The organism is Collinsella sp. CLA-ER-H9, from assembly GCF_040092295.1.
Lineage (GTDB): Bacteria > Actinomycetota > Coriobacteriia > Coriobacteriales > Coriobacteriaceae > Collinsella.
In genome coordinates this window covers 1-18,428 of the sequence record NZ_JBBNLV010000003.1, presented here as the reverse complement: position 1 = coordinate 18,428, position 18,428 = coordinate 1, and the positions used below count along the sequence as shown (strand labels likewise).

Genomic DNA, 18,428 nt, shown 5'->3' with positions numbered 1-18,428 from the left:
CAAGCAGGGGAGGTTTTGGCCTTCCCTGCTTGCTTGGTATCTAGGGACGATGTAACGTCCCTGTTTCATACATCAACTGGAAACCTATTCGAAAGGGGGATGTGGAACATGACGGTCTTTATCCAATACCTGGTCAACGGCCTGTCCATGGGCAGCGTCTACGCCATCATCGCGTTGGGCTACACCATGGTCTACGGTATCGCCAAGATGCTCAACTTCGCTCACGGCGACGTCATCATGGTCGGTGCCTATGTCTCGTTCTGCGCCACGTCGTATCTCGGCCTCCCGGGCTGGGCATCTGTAGTTCTCTCTTGTGTGGCCTGCACGGTTCTCGGTGTTCTCATTGAGGGTCTGGCCTATAAGCCGCTGCGCCAAGCAGGCCCGCTGGCCGTTCTGATCACGGCTATCGGCGTGTCTTACTTCCTGCAGAACGCCGCGCAGCTTCTGTGGGGCGCCACGCCCAAGAACTTCACTTCGCTCGTCACCTTCCAGGTGCCGGAGTTCTTGGCCAAGTTCAACGTAAGCGCCGTCTCGCTCGTCACCATCGTCGCCTGCCTGGTTATCATGGCCGGCCTGATGTTCTTTACAGGTAAGACCAAGATGGGCAAAGCCATGCGCGCCGTGTCCGAGGACAAGGCCGCCGCTCAGCTCATGGGCATCAACGTCAACCGCACCATCTCGATGACGTTTGCCATCGGCTCTGCCCTTGCCGCCATCGCCGGCGTGCTGCTGTGCTCCTACTCGCCGGTGCTGCAGCCCACGACGGGTGCCATGCCTGGCATCAAGGCCTTCGACGCTGCCGTTTTCGGCGGCATCGGCTCCATCCCCGGCGCCTTTGTCGGCGGTATTCTCATCGGCATCATCGAGGCGATGGCGCAGGCCTACATTTCCACGAGCCTTGCCAACTCCATCGTCTTTGGTGTTTTGATCATCGTCCTGCTCGTCAAGCCTGCCGGCCTCTTGGGCAAGTACGTCCCCGAGAAGGTGTAGGTGAGCGTTATGAAGTTTCTTAAAGACAAGCAGACGCGTCACGACTTTGTCACGTACGCCATGTGCCTTGTGGCGTTCGCCATCGTGTTCTTTATGCAGTCTAACCACATGATTCCGCGCATGATCGCCGGTCAGCTGGTCCCCATTACGGCCTATATCGTCATGGCCATTTCCCTCAACCTCGTCGTCGGTATCGCGGGCGACTTGTCGCTGGGCCACGCGGGCTTTATGAGCGTCGGCGCCTATACGGGCATCGTCACCGCCGTCGCGCTGGAGAGCGCCGTTCCCTCCGATCCGGTGCGCCTTATCATCAGTATCGTGGTCGGCGCCATCGCTGCCGCCATTCTGGGCTTCTTGATTGGCATCCCGGTCCTTCGTCTGAGCGGCGATTACCTGGCTATCGTGACGCTGGCCTTTGGCGAGATCATCAAAGAGATCGTCACCTGCCTCATTGTGGGTGTCGACTCCCGCGGCCTGCACGTGATCTTTAACATCACGGGCAACTCTACGATCGACGACCTGCACCTGCTCGAGGACGGCACCGCCATCATCAAGGGCGCCCAGGGTGCCTCGGGCGTGTCGACGTACTCGACCTTCCTCGCCGGTGCCATCCTGGTTATGGTCGCGCTCGTGATTGTACTCAACCTGGTTCGCAGCCGTACCGGCCGTGCCATTATGGCCGTGCGCGATAACAAGATTGCAGCCGAGTCCGTAGGCATCTCCGTCACCGAGTACCGCATGATCGCCTTCGTGGTTTCCGCTGCCCTCGCCGGTGCTGCCGGAGCTCTCTTCGGCGGTAACTTCTCGCAGCTCTCCGCCACCAAGTTCGACTTCAACACGTCCATCCTCATCCTGGTGTTCGTGGTCCTAGGTGGTCTGGGCAATATGCGCGGCTCCGTCATCGCCGCGGCGTTGCTCACGGTGCTTCCCGAGCTGCTCCGTCAGTTCTCGGACTACCGCATGCTCATCTACGCCATCGTGCTGATCCTGGTCATGATCTTTACCAACAACCCGCAGCTCAAGGCGTTCTTCGCACGCATTAAGGACCGCCTTGCTTCCAAGAAGGAGGTGGCAGCCGATGCCCAGTAAGTTTGAGTTCAACAAGGGCAAGATGGTCCCGTATCCTTCTGGCGCCATCGTTCCCGACCGCGACCTGGGTCAGCGCCCGGCGCTCGAGTGCATCCACCTGGGCATTGAGTTCGGTGGTCTTAAGGCAGTCGACGACTTTAGCCTGACTATCGGCAAGACCGAGATCGCCGGTCTCATCGGTCCCAACGGCGCTGGCAAGACCACGGTCTTCAACCTGCTCACCAAGGTGTACCAGCCTACGCACGGCACCATCCTGCTCGACGGTGAGGACACTTCGGGCAAGTCGGTCTACCAGGTCAACCGCATGGGTATTGCCCGTACGTTCCAGAACATCCGTCTGTTCAACACCATGACGGTGGAGGACAACGTCAAGGTCGGCCTGCACAACCAGGAGCGCTACTCCGGTTTTGAGGGCGTGCTGCGCCTGCCTACGTATTGGAAGCACGAGAAGGCCGCCCACGAGCGCGCCATGGAGCTGCTGTCCATTTTTGACATGGAGCACCTGGCAAATGAACAGGCCGGCTCGCTTCCTTACGGCGCTCAGCGTCGTCTGGAAATCGTCCGCGCGCTTGCCACCAACCCCAAGCTACTGCTGCTCGACGAGCCTGCCGCCGGCATGAACCCGTCCGAGACCGCGGAGCTCATGGCGAACATCGTCAAGATTCGCGACACCTTCGGCATCGCCATCATGCTTATCGAGCATGATATGTCGCTCGTTATGAACATCTGCGAGGGCATCTGCGTGCTCAACTTTGGTAAGGTCATCGCCAAGGGTACGGCCGAGGAGATCCAGAACAACGACGCTGTTATCGAGGCATATCTGGGCAAGCAGGATAAGGGGGAGAACTAAATGGCAGAGCCGATGCTTTCCGTCTACAACATCAACGTCTGGTACGGCGCCATCCACGCCATTAAGGACATCTCCTTTAACGTCAACGAGGGTGAGATCGTGGCCCTGATTGGCGCCAACGGTGCCGGCAAGTCCACGACGCTCAAGACCGTCTCGGGCCTGCTGCGCTCTAAGACCGGCTCCATCAAGTTTATGGGCGAGGACATTACCCATACGCCCGCCGACAAGCTGGTTGGTAAGGGCCTGGCTCAGGTGCCCGAGGGTCGTCGTGCCTTTTTGCAGATGACGGTCGAGGAGAACCTGGAGATGGGCGCCTATACGCAGCCCAAGTCAACGGTGGCTCCGGGCCTCGAGCGCGTCTACGAGCAGTTCCCGCGCCTGAAGGAGCGTCGTCGCCAGGTCACCGGTACCCTTTCGGGCGGCGAGCAGCAGATGCTCGTTATGGGCCGCGCCCTTATGAGTAACCCTAAGCTGCTCATGCTCGACGAACCCTCCATGGGTCTGGCGCCGATTCTGATCGAACAGATCTTCCAAATTGTCGAGGACCTGCACAAGGCCGGCACCACGGTGCTCCTGGTCGAGCAAAACGCACAGATGGCTCTTTCCATCGCCACACGCGGCTACGTGCTCGAGACCGGCAAGATCACCATGACCGGCACCGGCCAAGAGCTGCTCCATGACGACAACGTCCGCAAAGCATATCTTGGTGGTTAATTCATTCAACGAAGGGGCGCTGACTATCCCGGTCGGCGCCCCTTTTTAAATGATCCCTTGGGGACGGAGGAAAACGGATCGCCGGGTCAAATCGACTCACTGGGCGATCCGTTTTCCTCCGTCCCCAAGGGATCATTGTGCGGGTTGGTATTTAAAGTGCGACAATGCCCATCGGAAAACGTTTGCCATCTGGGGGTCTATCTATGCTGTACGAGTTTTGTGCCGAGAACTTTGAGCGGGTGCCGGCGGCTATCGATGCCGGTGCAAAGCGCATCGAGCTGTGCGACAACCTTGCCGTCGGTGGCACTACGCCCTCGGCTGGTGTTATCAGCGCTACGGTCAGCTATGCTCACGAGCATGACGCACGAGTGATGTGCATGATTCGCCCGCGTGGCGGTGACTTTCACTACAACCAGGACGAGCTGCGCATGATGGAGATGGACTTGGGTCTTGCCGTGAGCGCCGGCGCCGATGGCTTGGTCTTTGGCTGCTGCAAGCCTTGTGCCGGCGGCTGGGCGCTCGACGAGCTTACGTTGGGCGCCCTCGTGATGGCCGCGGGCTGCGCGACCGAGGAGTGCAAGCGCGAGTCCCTTGACATCACCTTCCACATGGCGTTTGACCAGCTCTCGCCCGAGGCTCAGCTCGATGCCGTCGACACACTCGCCGACTGCGGCATCACGCGTATCCTGACGCATGGTGGTGCTGCCGGAACGCCGATCGAGGACAATCTGGAGCACCTATCGCGTCTTGTCGAGTATGCGGGCGACCGCCTGACCATCCTTCCCGGCGGCGGCATTTCCACGGCCAACCGCGATACCGTGGCGGCGGCATTGGGCGTCTCCGAGCTCCATGGTACCAAGATCGTGCCGCTGGAGGCGTAACCCGTGGCGCTGGTATTTGACGTTCAGCAGGCGAGCGGCAAGCCCGACGACAACCGGCGCCCTGGCACCGCGTGCCCCTTTTGCGATACCGAGGGACTCGCCAATATCATCCGGCGCGACGGCGACTGCATCTGGCTCGAGAATAAGTTCAAAACCCTGCGCGCCACCCGTCAAACCGTGCTGATCGAGTCAGCCGATCACGATGCCGACCTGGTGACCTATGAGCCAGATGAACTCCACCATGTGATGAGGTTTGCCCTGGATTGCTGGCAGCAGATGATCGATTCACGGCAGTATCGAAGCGTGCTCATGTACAAGAACAAGGGTCCTCTCTCGGGCGGTAGTCTCGTTCATCCGCACATGCAGATTGTGGGTTTGGAGCAGGAAGACGGCTATGCTTCGTTGACTTCCGCCAATTTCGAAGGCATCAATGTCTGGCAACAGGGGAGAATCGCGGCCAACATCTCAACCGAACCGATCATGGGGTTCTTTGAGGTCAACGTTTCAGCCCCGCAGGGAATTGCCGCCAGCGATGACACAAGAGACCAAGCCGAGGCAGATCTCTTCGCCGATGCGATTCAGGTGGCTCTGCGCTATATCCTGAACGAGCACCACGGTGGTCGCGCAGAGTCGTACAACTTGTTCTTCTATCACCTGGGCGGTCGGACCATTGCCAAGGCGCTGCCGCGTTGGGTGGTTTCGCCCTACTTTGTCGGTTATCGTTTGGCCCAGGTCAATGCCGAGACAACGCTCGATATCGATGCTGAGCGCTTGCGTGCGCATCTGGAAACGCTCGTATAGCAAGATTAACACCCGTGTAATGCGGACAGTCTAGCGCGCCATGGCGTCGCGGCCGGCCTCGACACGCTTGCGCTGAGCGGCGCGCTCCTCGCCGGTCAGACGCTCAAAGAGATGCCCGATAAACGAGGCGAGTATCTGCTGAAACAGCGTTCCGCACATGACGGGAAACACGACTTCGCCTGGAAAGTACTGTGTGGCGATGACGGCGCCCGAAGAGATATTACGCATGCCGCAGGTAAAGCACATGGTAGTCGTCTCGCTATATGGCAGATGCAGCGCACGGGCGACCAGAAAACCGACGACAAAGCCGCTGATGGCGAAGGTCAAAATAAAGAGGGCGACTTCCAGACGTATCGCGTTCATGTGCAGGACGTACTCGCTCATGGCGGTGGAGTTGGAGGCGATAACGCCCATCATCATGAACTTGCAGGCGGGCGAGAGCGCGGGGGAGAGCTTCTCGTGTCCCCATCCACGTGTGACCTCGTTGATCACGATGCCGAGCACGGCGGGGATGGCGATCATAAAGGCCATGTCCTGCATCATGCTCAGCACATCGATCGAGACGGTGGCACCCAGCAAGAGCTTCAGCGTGAGCGGAATCGTCACAGGCGAGATAACCGAGGACGTCAGGATGATGGTGAGCGCGAGCGGGCCGTTGCCGCCGAACATGCTAATCCACATAAAGGCAGTGACCGCCACGGGTACGCTGTACTCGAGCACGATGCCGCAGACAAGGTTGGGATTGGAGCCAAAGAACAGCGATCCCATGGCATAGGCTGCTATGGGAATAAGCACCGCCGAGACGAGCAGCGCCAAAATCAGGTGCAGGGGACGGCGGAACACCTCAGCGACCTGGTGGAAGGTGTTGCTGAGCGCACCTTGGAACGTCATAAAGGCGAAGAGGGCGGGAACGATGGGCTTGAGTACGCCGATCTGCTGGGGAAAGAGCACGCCGAGCGTTACGCAAATCGGAACGATGACCTGCATGTGCCCCGCGAGGAACTTTCCCAGTCCAACCCATTGCTTCATATGCCCCGTGACTCCCTTTATCCGCGAACTCGTTTGAATGGATATGCTAGACGCTCGCATGAGTCCGTGCGTCAGAAACGCTCGATTATTTCGAGGGTATTACCGGCCTCGTTTACCGAAACCAGGGCGTGCCGCGAGGCTCTGCGTCCGTGCCGCACGGTATAATAAATCCGTTCAACAGATCTGCCTGCCGAAGCGGGCATACACAGAGGACTCATCGCTATGAACCGTGAGAGGTATCGCGGCGACCTGCCCCTATCGGGGGTGGGCGCCTATGTCATCGCTTAAGACGACACATCGCTGGGCGGTCGCTCAGCAAAATCCCGAGCTCGAAAAGGAGCTTTCGGCTGGTCTGGGCATACCCGGGCTGGTGGCGCGTATTATGGTTGCGCACGGTATTGCCTCGATTGAGGAAGGACAGCTATTTTTGACGCCTTCGCTCGATCGCGACTGGGCCGACCCACTCATTATCCCGGGCATGTCGGTCGTTGCCGACCGCGTCGAGCGTGCTATTCGCAACCACGAGCACATTGCGGTCTTCGGCGATTTTGACGTTGACGGTATTACGTCGACCTGCCTGTTGACCGAGGCGCTGCGAACGTTTGGCGCCAATGTCACACCGTTCATCCCGCATCGCTTTGACGAGGGCTACGGTCTTTCGCGCGCGGCGCTCGACCGCGTTAACGAGCTCGCTCGTCCCCAGCTGATCGTGACCGTCGATAACGGCATTGCCGCCAAAGAAGAGGTTTCCTATCTGGAGAGCCTGGGGATCGATTTGGTGGTTACGGACCACCATGAGCCGTCCGACCAGGTGCCGCAGGGCGTGCCCCTGACCGACCCTAAGCTCGAGGATGAGGGTCCTTCGCGTGAACTTGCCGGCGCCGGCGTGGCGCTCAAGCTGGTGCAGGTCCTGGGTGAGCGTTTGGGCAAGCCGTCGTATTGGCGTTCGCTGATAGAGGTCGCGGCGCTGGGTACCGTGTCCGACATGATGCCGCTCACGCCCGAGAATCGCGCGCTGGTCGCCGAGGGCATCCAGCAGATGCGCGTGACGGCCCGTCCCGGCTATATCGCGCTTGCCGCACTTGCCAAGGCCGACCTTTCTACCATTACGGCCGACGGCCTGTCGTTTTCGCTCATTCCCCGCTTAAACGCCGCCGGCCGCATGGCCGACCCCAAGCTGGCGCTCGACCTGCTGCTTGCCCGCGATCCTATCGAGGCAAGCGCGCTGGCGGCCGAGCTCGAGGAGATCAACCGTCAGCGTCGCGAGATTGAGGCGGAGCTCACGCGCGATGCCATGGCAAAGGTCGAGGAGACCTATGATGGCGGGCGCGCGATTGTCGTGGGCGGCGAAGGCTGGCACGAGGGCGTTAAGGGCATCGTGGCGAGCCGCCTCACCAACCGATATCACGTGCCGGCGTTGCTCTTCTCTATCGAGGACGGTATAGCACGTGGCTCGGGCCGCTCGGTGGGTAAGGTCAACCTGTTCGAAGCCGTCGAGCGCTGCTCCGACCTGCTGATTCGCCGCGGTGGGCATGCCGGCGCGGTGGGCGTGACCATCGAGGCGTCTAAGCTCGATGAGTTTCGTCGACGTCTTTCCGCCGTGTTGTCCGAGCTTCCCGCCGAGGACTTTGAGGACACCGACGAGGTTGCCGCCACGGTCGACCTTTCCGAATTGAATATCGAGACCATCGAGCAGATCTCCCGTCTTGAGCCGTTTGGCCAGGGCAACAAGGTGCCGCTGTTGGCGGCCGAGGGCGTGACAATGTGCGATCGCGCCGTGGTGGGCAAAACTGGCGAGCACATGCGCTTCGTGGCGACCGATGGCGCCGCGAGTGTGCCGGCCATTATGTTCCGCGTGCCGCAGATCGATAAGCTCATCAATTGCGATAGCGCCGTCGATTTGGTGTTCGAGGCCGTGGCCGAGCATTGGCAAGGTCGCGTAAAGCCAAAGCTCATGATCAAGGATGTCTTGGTCCGCGATACCACGGCGCCCCGCATTGACGATCCGGCATGTGAGCTTCGCCGTGGCGTGCAGCCGGCGGACTCCGATTTGCGCCTGGAGTCGCGTAAACGCGAGACGCTCGCTCAGCTTTCTTATACCGAGCTCACGCGCTCGCTCATTCACAGCTTTATCGGATCGAACCAGCCGCACCGCGCGCAGGTCGAGGCGCTTGACGCCCTGGCCGACCACCAGAGCGTTTTGGCCGTTATGGGAACGGGCCGCGGCAAGTCTCTGATTTTTCATGTACATGCCGCACGCGAGGCGGTCCTTCGCGGGCGTGCGAGCATCTTTGTCTATCCGCTGCGCGCACTCGTTGCCGACCAGGCCTATCACCTTTCCTCGACGATGGCCGCGCTCGGCATTGGCGTTGGCGTGCTGACCGGCGAGACCGTGGAGGCGGCGCGCGATGACGTGTTTGCCGGCCTGGCTTCGGGCCGCACCGGCATCGTTCTCACGACGCCGGAGTTCCTGTCTATCCATCGCGATCGCTTTGCGCGTTCTGGACGTATTGGCTTTGTCGTTATCGATGAGGCGCACCATGCCGGTCTTGCCAAAGGCGGCGACCGGAGCGCATACCTCGACATGCCCGATATTCTCAAAGCTCTGGGCGACCCCGTTGTCATGGCGGCAACGGCTACCGCGACGGCCCCAGTCGTGGCAGAGCTTGCTCGCGTATTGCCGATTACCAGGACGGTGGTCGACGAGACCGTTCGCGAGAACCTACAACTCGAGGACGACCGTGACCTTGCGAGCCGCGAAAATCGCCTGGTGTCGATCGTGGCGACGGGGGAGAAGACCGTTATCTACGTGAACTCCCGCGACCAGTCCGTGGCGCTTGCCAAGACGTTGCGCAAACGCGTGCCCGACTGTGCGACCCATATCGCGTTCTATAACGCCGGGCTTGCGCGCTCCGATCGCCGGCGCGTCGAGGAAGCCTTTAGAGATGGAAGCCTCAGCTGCATCGTTTCAACCTCGGCCTTCGGTGAGGGCGTCAACCTACCCGATATCCGCCATGTCGTGCTCTACCACATGCCGTTTGGTGCGATTGAGTTTAACCAGATGAGTGGCCGTGCCGGTCGAGATGGCCAGCCCGCCGTGATCCATCTGCTCTATTCGTCGCGCGACGCCCGTATTAACGAGCGCCTACTCGACTGCTATGCGCCCGAGCGCGACGAGCTCGTAACGCTCTATCGCGCGCTGCAGACCATGTGGCGCTCCAACCGCGGCAAGACCGGGGACGATTCCTTTAGCGCGAGCGATATCGACATCGCGCAGATGTGTCTTGCCATCGATGCTCGCACGCCGGTCGACGAGCGCTCGGTGGAAAGCGGCCTGGGAATCTTCGAAGAGCTTGGTTTCTGTCGCGTTTCGGGGTTTGATGACACCCGTCGCATCGCGATGACTGAAAACCCCGGCCGCGTGCAACTGAGCAGGTCAATTCGCTATTTGGAGGGCTTGCGCTCGCGCATGGAGTTCTCGGCTTTCCGGAGTTGGGCTCTCGATTCGTGCGCTTCTGATATGCTAGCCAAAGTTAACCGCCCGATCGTACCGCGGGCCTAGGGGAAGGGGACCTCGATGGATGCCGCAGCCCGTACCGCCCATGATTCCACCCTCCAGCCTTTTTCGGAGATGGAGCACTATAAGCATGCCGATGAGCTGCCGCCCGAGATTATGGCGGACAGCTACGACAAGCTGGAGCGTCTGTGCCTCAAATATATGAATGAGGACGACTTCTCCAAGGTGGAGCAGGCCTACTGCTTTGCCGCCGAGAAGCACTGTAACCAAAAGCGGCGCTCGGGTGAGATGTACATTAACCATCCCGTCGAGGTAGCTATCATTCTGGCCGACCTCAAGATGGACTGCGATGTGGTGTGCGCCGCGTTGCTGCACGATACCGTCGAGGACACCGAGACCTCGCTTACCGATGTTTCGGGTCTGTTTGGCGAAACCGTGGCCGAGCTCGTCGACGGCGTGACTAAGCTCACCAACATCGAAGTCGACAGCATGGACGAGAAGCAGGCCCTCACGCTGCGCAAGATGTTCCTCGCCATGTCCAAGGACATCCGCGTCATCATCGTCAAACTCGCCGACCGCCTGCATAACATGCGCACGCTTGCCGCCCTGCGCGAGGACCGCCGTCTGTTTAAGGCGCGCGAGACCATGGACGTATACGCGCCTCTGGCCGACCGCCTGGGCATGAGCTCTATCAAGTGGGAGCTCGAGGACCTGTCCTTCTTCTACTTGGAGCCCGATGCCTACCAGCGCATCGCGCGCATGGTAGCCGAGTCGCGCGAGGTTCGCGAGCGTTATCTGGCCGAGACCATCAAGACGCTCACCGATGAGCTCAATCGCATTGGTCTTGAGGGCTTTCAGATCAACGGTCGTTCCAAGCACTATTGGTCCATCTATCAAAAGATGAAGCGCAAGGGCAAGGAGTTCTCCGAGATTTACGACCTGGTGGCGCTGCGCGTCATCACTCATTCGGTGCGCGATTGCTATTCCACGCTTGGTGCCGTGCATACCTTGTGGCATCCCATGCCCGGTCGTTTTAAAGACTATATCGCCATGCCCAAGGTTAATAACTACCAGTCGCTCCATACGACGGTTATCGGCCCCACGGCCCGTCCGCTCGAGATTCAGATTCGAACCTACGAGATGCACGAGCAGGCAGAGTACGGCATCGCCGCCCACTGGCTGTACAAGAAGTCGGGCGGATCGTCTGCCTCCAAGACCAGCGATGCGCAACGTCTGGACGATCAGATTAACTGGCTCAAGCACTCACTCGACTGGGCGGCGTCTGACGAGATCACCGATGCCAAGGAGTACCTGCACTCGCTGAAGGTCGACTTGTTTGACCAGGAGATTTTTGTCTTTACGCCCAAGGGCGAGGTCATGGCGCTTCGTGCCGGCTCTACACCGCTCGACTTTGCCTACGCCGTTCATACCGAGGTTGGCAACCACTGCGTCGGCGCCAAGATCAACGGTGCGGTGGCGCCGCTTACGCACGAGATCAAGACGGGTGACCGTGTCGAGATTCTGACTAACAAGAGCTCTAAGCCGTCGCGCGATTGGCTCAAGATCGTCAAGACGCCTTCGGCCAAGTCAAAGATTCGCCGTTACTTCGCCGCCGCGACCAAAGACGATGACGCTGCTGCCGGCCGCGATATACTGGCTAAGGACCTGCGCAAGCGCGGGTATGGCATCTCTACGCCGCGATCCACGCGTGCGCTTAATGCCGTGGCGGAGCAGTTTAACTACAAGCAGCTCGAGGACCTGTTCGCAGCCGTTGGCGCGGGCAAAGTCGCCCCACGTGCCGTGGGCAACAAGGTCGAGCAAATCTTGGATCCCAAGCCCGAGGAGCAGCTCACCAAGACCGAAGCCATTGCCGAGGTCGTCAAGCAGCCTGCCCGTGGCTCCAACCGCAAGCCGCAAAAGCGTGGCAAGAGCGCAAGTAACGGCATTATCGTCAAGGGCGAGAGCAACAGCGGTCTGCTGGTCCGTCTGGCGCATTGCTGCAATCCGGTGACGGGCGACGATATCGTCGGCTTCATCACGCGCGGCCGAGGCGTCTCGGTGCATCGCGCCAACTGTCCCAACGTCAAGGGCCTTATGGAGCACCCCGAGCGCATGATTGACGTGGAGTGGGATGGTGCTGCCGATACGCTTTTCCAGGTCGAGATTGTGGTCGAGTGCCTGGATCGTATGGGCCTGCTCAAGGACGTCACCATCGCCATTGGCGATGCAGGCGGCAACATCCTGTCCGCCGCCACCTCGACCAACCGCGAGGGTATTGCGACTCTGCGCTTTATGGTTGAGATTTCGGATGCGAGCGGTTTGGATCCGCTACTGGCATCCATCAGCAGCGTCGACTCGGTCTATGATGCGCGCCGTCTGATGCCTGGCGAGGGTGGGGCTCAGCTTAAGCGCCGCGTATAGGCGTGACGAGCGCGCGACAGTAATGATATTGGTTACGTTCGGGGCATCGTTTGATGCCTCGACGTTTATAGAAGGAGGGCGCACACATGGACGCTGCGGCTTTGGACTTAACCCTTCGGGGTACGGCTTCGATTGAGGTGCTTGTAAACGGGCCCATCCAGACCAACAGTTACGCCGTTATTTCGAGTGGCGAATGCTTGATTATCGATCCCGCTTGGGAAGGCGAAAACCTCGTTGCGCACATCCGAGCCGAACACCCTGGCGTGCATGTGCTCGGTTCCGTCTGCACGCACGGTCATGCCGACCATGTTGGCGGTGTAGCCGGAGTTCGGGCCGCCGTTGGCGCTGACGCCTTGTACGAGCTGTGTGTTAAGGATGCGACTGTGCCGCATGCGAATATAGAGGAGCAGCGAGCGATGTGGGGCATCGAGACGCCCGATCCGGGCGAGCCGACGCGGCTGCTTGCCGAGGGCGATACCATTGAGCTAGGCGACATTTGCCTGCAGGTTATCGAGGTGCCCGGGCATACGCCGGGTGGCATTGTCTTGTTTGCTGCCACCGAGCAGGGGAACATTGCCTTTGTGGGCGACACGCTATTCCCGGGCAGCCACGGCCGCACCGATCTTTCTGGAGGAGACGAGGCGGCGATTCTGCGCTCGCTCTCCAAGCTCGCCCGGCTTCTCCCGCCCGATACCGTTTGCCTAACCGGCCATGGCGATTCGACCACTGTGGCACGCGAGCTTATGCGGAACCCTTTCATGCAGATGTAGCTTTGTAGCCAGCTTCTGAAGCACGAGAAGCGTCCAAACGTCAAGCTATTTTTCCCCAACGGGTCGATTCCGTAGGGCAAACGGTCAAAAAAAGTCTGTTTGGACGATATTCGTGAACAAACGAACGTTTATGCTCGGATACGCCGTGGTAAAATCACAGACGTTATCGGAGCAACCTTACAGGAGGTTTCTTTTATGCTCGTCAACGCAGCAGACATGCTCAAGAAGGCCGAGGCCGGCAAGTACGGTCTCGGTGCCTTCAACACCAACAACCTCGAGTGGACCCTGGCTATTCTCCAGGCCGCCGAGGAGGCCAAGTCTCCGCTGATCCTTCAGTGCACCGCTGGTGCCGCTAAGTGGATGGGCGGTTTCAAGGTCTGCGCCGACATGGTCAAGGCTGCCGTCGAGGCCACGGGCGTTACCGTTCCCGTCGCCCTTCACCTCGATCACGGTTCTTACGAGGACTGCTTCAAGTGCATCGAGGCCGGCTTCACGTCCATCATGTATGACGGCTCTCACGAGGAGACCTTCCAGCTTAACCTCGACCGCACCAAGGAGCTCGTTGAGCTTGCCCACTCCAAGGGCATGTCCATCGAGGCCGAGGTCGGCGGCATCGGCGGCACCGAGGACGGCGTGACCTCCAGCGGCGAGCTCGCTGATCCTGCTGAGTGCAAGCAGATCGCTGACCTGGGCGTCGACTTCCTCGCCTGCGGCATCGGCAACATCCACGGCGTGTACCCTGCCGACTGGGCTGGCCTTTCCTTCGAGCGCCTGGGCGAGATCAAGGCCCAGACCGGTGACCTGCCCCTCGTTCTGCACGGTGGCACCGGCATCCCCGAGGATCAGATCAAGAAGGCCATTTCCCTGGGCATCTCCAAGATCAACGTCAACACCGACCTGCAGCTCGTCTTCGCCAAGGGCGTCCGCGAGTACATCGAGGCCGGCAAGGATCAGCAGGGCAAGGGCTTTGACCCCCGCAAGCTCCTCAAGCCTGGTCGCGACAACATCGTTGCTCGCACCAAGGAGCTCATGGAGGAGTTTGGCTCCGTCAACAAGGCGTAAGTAGCGGTTTAACTTCCCGCCGGAGGCCCCGTTTCCCCTACGCTGTTTCCCTCGCGCTCACCTGGCTTCGCCAGAAGTCGCGCGACGGAATCAGCTCCGGGGAAACGGGGCCTCCTTTGTTAACTCGCTACAGGGTTACTGGGCTAATTTTTTTATTTGACTACCGTTCAGCGGTGTTGATGGCTCCTTTGTTGGGGCTTTCTTTTTTATCTCGCTACAATGGGCTTCAAGAGTTCTAATAGACTTGGAGTTTGGTATGGCTGTTATTAATGTGCTGCCTTCGGATGGGAAGGTTATTGACGAGGGTCCTGTTGGTTGCTCTGTTGATGTTTGCTGTGATGACTTTCGTCATCTCGATATTGGACTGCCGCCCGAGATTCTTCGACTCAAGGATGCCGGATATTTGTCGCAGGCTGTTGCGGCTTGTGATCGCCTTTTGGGGCAGAATCCTGAGCCTTCGCTGGTGGCTTGCGTTCGCGCCGAGCGGTATCGCATGATCGAGACGCCGCTTCATTTTTCGGTGTCGCGCGATCAGGCTATTGCGATGATTCGCGAGGAATGGCCTGAGTTTACCGAAGAGCAGTTTGATGACCTGATTAATCGTAAGCGTATTGACTGGCGCTATATCGATGGCGAGCTGTTTGTTCTCGACAACTTCCTTGATTCTTTGCGTGTGTATCCCAAGGAGGTTCCGGGTTTGCGTCCCGATTCTACGGATGGAATTGCGCTGCGCAACCAGATGCTCGAGGAGATGGAGTCGCAAGGCGGGCTGTCTCGCACCATCACGCTTAAGGCATGCGTGTCTGTCCCCGGTGCTTTGGAGGGGGAGACCGTTCGCGCGTGGCTTCCCGTTGCCGCCGCCTGCCGCCAGCAGTCCCAGGTCGAGATACTTGATATGACGCCGGAGGGCGCCATTGCTCCTGCGAGCGCCTCGGCACGTACTGCCTCGTGGGTTTCCTCGACCGATCGCTCATTCTCGGTGACCTATCGCTATCAAATCAATGCCGCTTATCGCGATATCTATGGGGGTGCGCTTCCGGCGCATCCGTGTATGGATGCGCCGTTACCCGAAGATATTTCCGAGGACCGTCCGCACATTGCGTTTACGCCGTACCTGCAACAGTTGACGGAGCATGTTATTGACGGGCTCGAGGATCCGCTCGATCGCGCTCGTGCTATCTATGATTATCTGACACAGCATATCGACTATCGCTATCAGCCACCGTACCTGCTTTTGGGATCTATTGCCGATGACTGTGCACACTCGCTCCGCGGCGATTGCGGTGTTATGGCGCTTACGTTTATCACCATGTGCCGTATTGCCGGTGTGCCCGCCCGTTGGCAGAGTGGACTGTATGTTGCGCCTGATTCGGTGGGTCCGCACGATTGGGCTGAGTTCTATACGCCACAGACCGGTTGGCTTAACGCCGACGTATCGTTTGGTTCCTCGGCACGCAGGATGGGGGAGGAATGGCGCCGCCGCCACTACTTTGGCAACCTCGATCCGTGGCGCATGGTGGCAAACTGTCGGTTCCAGGCGGGGTTTGAACCCGTCTTTAACGGCATGCGCGAGGACCCCTACGATAACCAGATGGGTGAGGCTTCGGTCGACGGTCGCGGATGTCGTCAGCGCGAGATGCTCCGCATGGTCGAACTCATCGAAATGCTCGAAGTTCCATTTTCGGACTAATCAACAGAAAGCTGTGATAAACTAACTCACGCATTACGTGCCCGAGTGGCGGAATTGGCAGACGCAGTGGACTCAAAATCCACCGTTGGCAACAACGTGCGAGTTCGAGTCTCGCCTCGGGCACCATACATGTAAGCGAGCGTTCAAGGGGGTCGAGGCCCCCTTTTTCGTGCCGAACTCGCGTGAGCGCGCGGAGCGTTAAGCAAACAGGCCTGTGGCCTGTTTGTAGCGGAGCGTGGCGAGGGCGCCGTGCGCCCGAAGCCCGGGGCTTCGCAAAGCGAAGGCCCTTCGAGTCTCGCCTCGGGCACCATACATGCAAAAGAGCGTTCAAGGGGGTCAAGGCCCCCTTTTTCGTGTACGTAATGTGATAACGCGCTGCTCGTGTTATTATCCACAAGGCGTTGTTCCCGCAATGCCCTAAAGAGGAACCCGAGGGTTCCCACCTTTTGGCGCCAATGAGTAGCTGACTGGTCATACAACTTAGATTCACTTCCTCAAATCGAGGATGTCTATGTGTACGACCTGGTTGCTGAGAAGCGCCGGGTTATTTTTTTATGAATGGAGGTAGGGAAAATAGCTAAGTCTGATGACACCCGCATCAACGACGAGATCACTGCATCTTCGTGCCGTTTGATTGGCGTCGATGGCTCTCAGCTCGGTCTGTTCGCCATCCGCGATGCCCAGCGCGTCGCCGACGATCAGGGTCTCGACCTGGTCGAGATCGCTCCCAACGCGGAGCCGCCGGTCTGCAAGGTCATGGACTACGGTAAGTTCAAGTACCAGCAGGCCATGAAGGCCAAGGCCGCTCGTAAGAACCAGTCCAAGGTCGAGGTCAAGGAAATGAAGTTCCGACCCAAGATCGACGTTGGCGATTACGAGACCAAGAAGGGCCACGTTCTGCGTTTCCTCAAGAAGGGCGCACGCGTTAAGATCACCATCATGTTCCGCGGCCGTGAGATGGCTCACCCGGAGCAGGGTCTTAACGTTCTCGAGCGTCTCGCCGAGGATCTCAAGCCTTACGCTACGGTCGAGTCCAAGCCTAAGATGGAAGGCCGTAACATGCTTATGCTGCTCGCCCCGATTAAGGGCGCCTTTGATGAGGACAAAGCGGCAAGCGATACCAAGTAACTAGTGTTCTGTAACCGATTAAGGAGTATTTCATGCCTAAGATGAAGTCCCACAGCGGCACCAAGAAGCGTTTCCGCAAGACTGGTACCGGCAAGCTTATGCGCGCCAAGGCTTTTAAGAGCCACATCCTGAGCAAGAAGTCCACCAAGCGTAAGCGTGGCTTCCGTCAGGAGACCGAGATCGCCGCTGCCGACCGCAAGGTCATCAAGTCGCGTCTCGCCTAAGTTTGCGTTCCCGTTTTTCGTTTAACCGTCTAGGAGTTGATAGAACATGGCACGTATTAAGCGCGCTGTTGCCGCCAAGAAGAAGCGCCGTACCGTTATGCACCGTGCGAAGGGTTACTACGGTGCCGCTTCGCGTACTTACAAGCATGCTAAAGAGCAGGTCCAGCACTCCCTGCAGTACCAGTATCGTGATCGCCGCAACAAGAAGCGTGAGATCCGTTCTCTCTGGATCACCCGTATCAACGCCGCCGCTCGCCTGAACGACATCTCTTATTCTCAGTTCATGCACGGCCTGAAGGTTGCCGGTATCGAGCTCGACCGCAAGGTCCTGGCTCAGATGGCTTACGAGGACATCGAGTCCTTCAACGAGCTGGCTGCCATCGCCAAGAAGGCCCTCGAGGCCTAATCGATTCTCTTGAATCGCTAGGGGAGTGTCGCGCCGTGCGCGGCGCTCCCTCTTTTTATCTAAAGCGCTGGTTTATATAGCAAAAGCGCGGGTAAATAGACACTTACAGGTGACCGATCTGTATATATCTCTTAACCGAAGGGTCATCATCTGATACGTGCAGTACTTCTGCACTAGCCTTTCTATTACTTATATAGGAAGCAATATGTTGTGTAGGACTTGTGAAGAGTGGAATTGACGTCCCACATCGCTTCGCGGTCTGGCAATATATCTCCTTGCCGCGCGGCCCGGTGGAACCGGATGAGCCGCAAAGCGTGCACCTTGAGAACCGGATACTGCGAGGATGGGCACTTTCGAGTGTCGCATCCGGGCAGACATCGAACCATTTGAAATGGTCTAACTTGGATTTGTTTTTCGCAAGGCCGCCGAGAGGCGGCCCCGAGAAATTCCTTTTCCTATACTAGAACCATATGAATCGAACGGAACCGATCAGCTAATAGTTGTGAGGACCGGACGGGCTCGAAGCCCAACATATTTGGACGGAGAGTTCGATCCTGGCTCAGGATGAACGCTGGCGGCGCGCCTAACACATGCAAGTCGAACGGCACCCCTCTCCGGAGGGAAGCGAGTGGCGAACGGCTGAGTAACACGTGGAGAACCTGCCCCCTCCCCCGGGATAGCCGCCCGAAAGGACGGGTAATACCGGATACCCCGGGGTGCCGCATGGCGCCCCGGCTAAAGCCCCGACGGGAGGGGATGGCTCCGCGGCCCATCAGGTAGACGGCGGGGTGACGGCCCACCGTGCCGACAACGGGTAGCCGGGTTGAGAGACCGACCGGCCAGATTGGGACTGAGA

The 18,428-nt window shown here is 59.1% G+C and carries 15 protein-coding genes, 1 tRNA gene and 1 rRNA gene; 16 read left to right on the top strand and 1 reads right to left on the bottom strand.

What is annotated here, in order from left to right; translation table 11 throughout:
- Nucleotides 1-108: 108 nt before the first annotated feature.
- From AAAX73_RS03030 to AAAX73_RS03005, 6 genes are all read left to right on the top strand, one after another.
- Nucleotides 109-990: a branched-chain amino acid ABC transporter permease gene (locus AAAX73_RS03030; protein WP_022095035.1), complete on the top strand. Its 882-nt coding sequence runs from the start codon at nt 109-111 to the stop codon at nt 988-990.
- A gap of 9 nt (nt 991-999) precedes the next feature.
- Complete coding sequence (locus AAAX73_RS03025) at nt 1,000-2,079, top strand: branched-chain amino acid ABC transporter permease (protein WP_349124959.1); 1,080 nt, start codon at nt 1,000-1,002, stop codon at nt 2,077-2,079.
- A complete protein-coding gene (locus AAAX73_RS03020; protein ID WP_006234439.1) occupies nt 2,069-2,929 on the top strand; it encodes an ABC transporter ATP-binding protein in 861 nt (286 codons plus the stop codon). Before AAAX73_RS03025 ends, AAAX73_RS03020 begins: the two co-directional genes overlap by 11 nt.
- 12 nt (nt 2,930-2,941) lie before the next feature.
- Nucleotides 2,942-3,643 carry an ABC transporter ATP-binding protein gene (locus AAAX73_RS03015; RefSeq protein ID WP_349125061.1) on the top strand — a complete coding sequence of 234 codons (702 nt, stop codon included), beginning with the start codon at nt 2,942-2,944 and terminating at the stop codon, nt 3,641-3,643.
- A 203-nt stretch (nt 3,644-3,846) separates the two neighbouring features.
- A complete protein-coding gene (locus AAAX73_RS03010) occupies nt 3,847-4,524 on the top strand; it encodes a copper homeostasis protein CutC (RefSeq protein ID WP_055250627.1) in 678 nt (225 codons plus the stop codon).
- A 3-nt stretch (nt 4,525-4,527) separates the two neighbouring features.
- Nucleotides 4,528-5,325, top strand: a complete 798-nt coding sequence (locus AAAX73_RS03005) for a DUF4931 domain-containing protein (protein ID WP_055250624.1) — start codon at nt 4,528-4,530, stop codon at nt 5,323-5,325.
- Nucleotides 5,326-5,355: 30 nt separating this feature from the next.
- Here the strand turns inward: AAAX73_RS03005 and AAAX73_RS03000 are convergent, their stop codons facing one another.
- Nucleotides 5,356-6,354, bottom strand: a complete 999-nt coding sequence (locus AAAX73_RS03000) for a bile acid:sodium symporter family protein (protein ID WP_271737571.1) — start codon at nt 6,352-6,354, stop codon at nt 5,356-5,358.
- 274 nt (nt 6,355-6,628) lie between these two features.
- On the opposite strand from AAAX73_RS03000, the gene recJ reads away from it, so the two are divergent.
- The 10 genes from recJ to AAAX73_RS02950 all read left to right on the top strand — a co-directional run.
- Nucleotides 6,629-9,916, top strand: a complete 3,288-nt coding sequence (gene recJ / locus AAAX73_RS02995; RefSeq protein WP_349124958.1) for a single-stranded-DNA-specific exonuclease RecJ — start codon at nt 6,629-6,631, stop codon at nt 9,914-9,916.
- A 15-nt stretch (nt 9,917-9,931) separates the two neighbouring features.
- Nucleotides 9,932-12,292, top strand: a complete 2,361-nt coding sequence (locus tag AAAX73_RS02990) for a bifunctional (p)ppGpp synthetase/guanosine-3',5'-bis(diphosphate) 3'-pyrophosphohydrolase (protein WP_271737569.1) — start codon at nt 9,932-9,934, stop codon at nt 12,290-12,292.
- 86 nt (nt 12,293-12,378) lie between these two features.
- Nucleotides 12,379-13,062, top strand: coding sequence for an MBL fold metallo-hydrolase (locus AAAX73_RS02985; RefSeq protein ID WP_271737568.1), 684 nt, complete (start codon nt 12,379-12,381; stop codon nt 13,060-13,062).
- A 195-nt stretch (nt 13,063-13,257) separates the two neighbouring features.
- Nucleotides 13,258-14,124, top strand: coding sequence for a class II fructose-1,6-bisphosphate aldolase (gene fba, locus AAAX73_RS02980; protein WP_035137086.1), 867 nt, complete (start codon nt 13,258-13,260; stop codon nt 14,122-14,124).
- A gap of 256 nt (nt 14,125-14,380) precedes the next feature.
- Complete coding sequence (locus tag AAAX73_RS02975) at nt 14,381-15,814, top strand: transglutaminase-like domain-containing protein (RefSeq protein ID WP_349124957.1); 1,434 nt, start codon at nt 14,381-14,383, stop codon at nt 15,812-15,814.
- 39 nt (nt 15,815-15,853) lie between these two features.
- Nucleotides 15,854-15,940 (top strand) — tRNA-Leu (locus tag AAAX73_RS02970).
- A gap of 432 nt (nt 15,941-16,372) precedes the next feature.
- Nucleotides 16,373-16,942, top strand: coding sequence for a translation initiation factor IF-3 (gene infC / locus AAAX73_RS02965; RefSeq protein ID WP_006234423.1), 570 nt, complete (start codon nt 16,373-16,375; stop codon nt 16,940-16,942).
- Between the two features lie 32 nt (nt 16,943-16,974).
- Nucleotides 16,975-17,166, top strand: a complete 192-nt coding sequence (gene rpmI / locus AAAX73_RS02960; RefSeq protein ID WP_006234422.1) for a 50S ribosomal protein L35 — start codon at nt 16,975-16,977, stop codon at nt 17,164-17,166.
- Nucleotides 17,167-17,212: 46 nt separating this feature from the next.
- Nucleotides 17,213-17,572, top strand: a complete 360-nt coding sequence (rplT, locus tag AAAX73_RS02955) for a 50S ribosomal protein L20 (RefSeq protein ID WP_022094123.1) — start codon at nt 17,213-17,215, stop codon at nt 17,570-17,572.
- 536 nt (nt 17,573-18,108) lie between these two features.
- A 16S ribosomal RNA gene (locus AAAX73_RS02950) occupies nt 18,109-18,428 on the top strand; the annotation flags it as partial.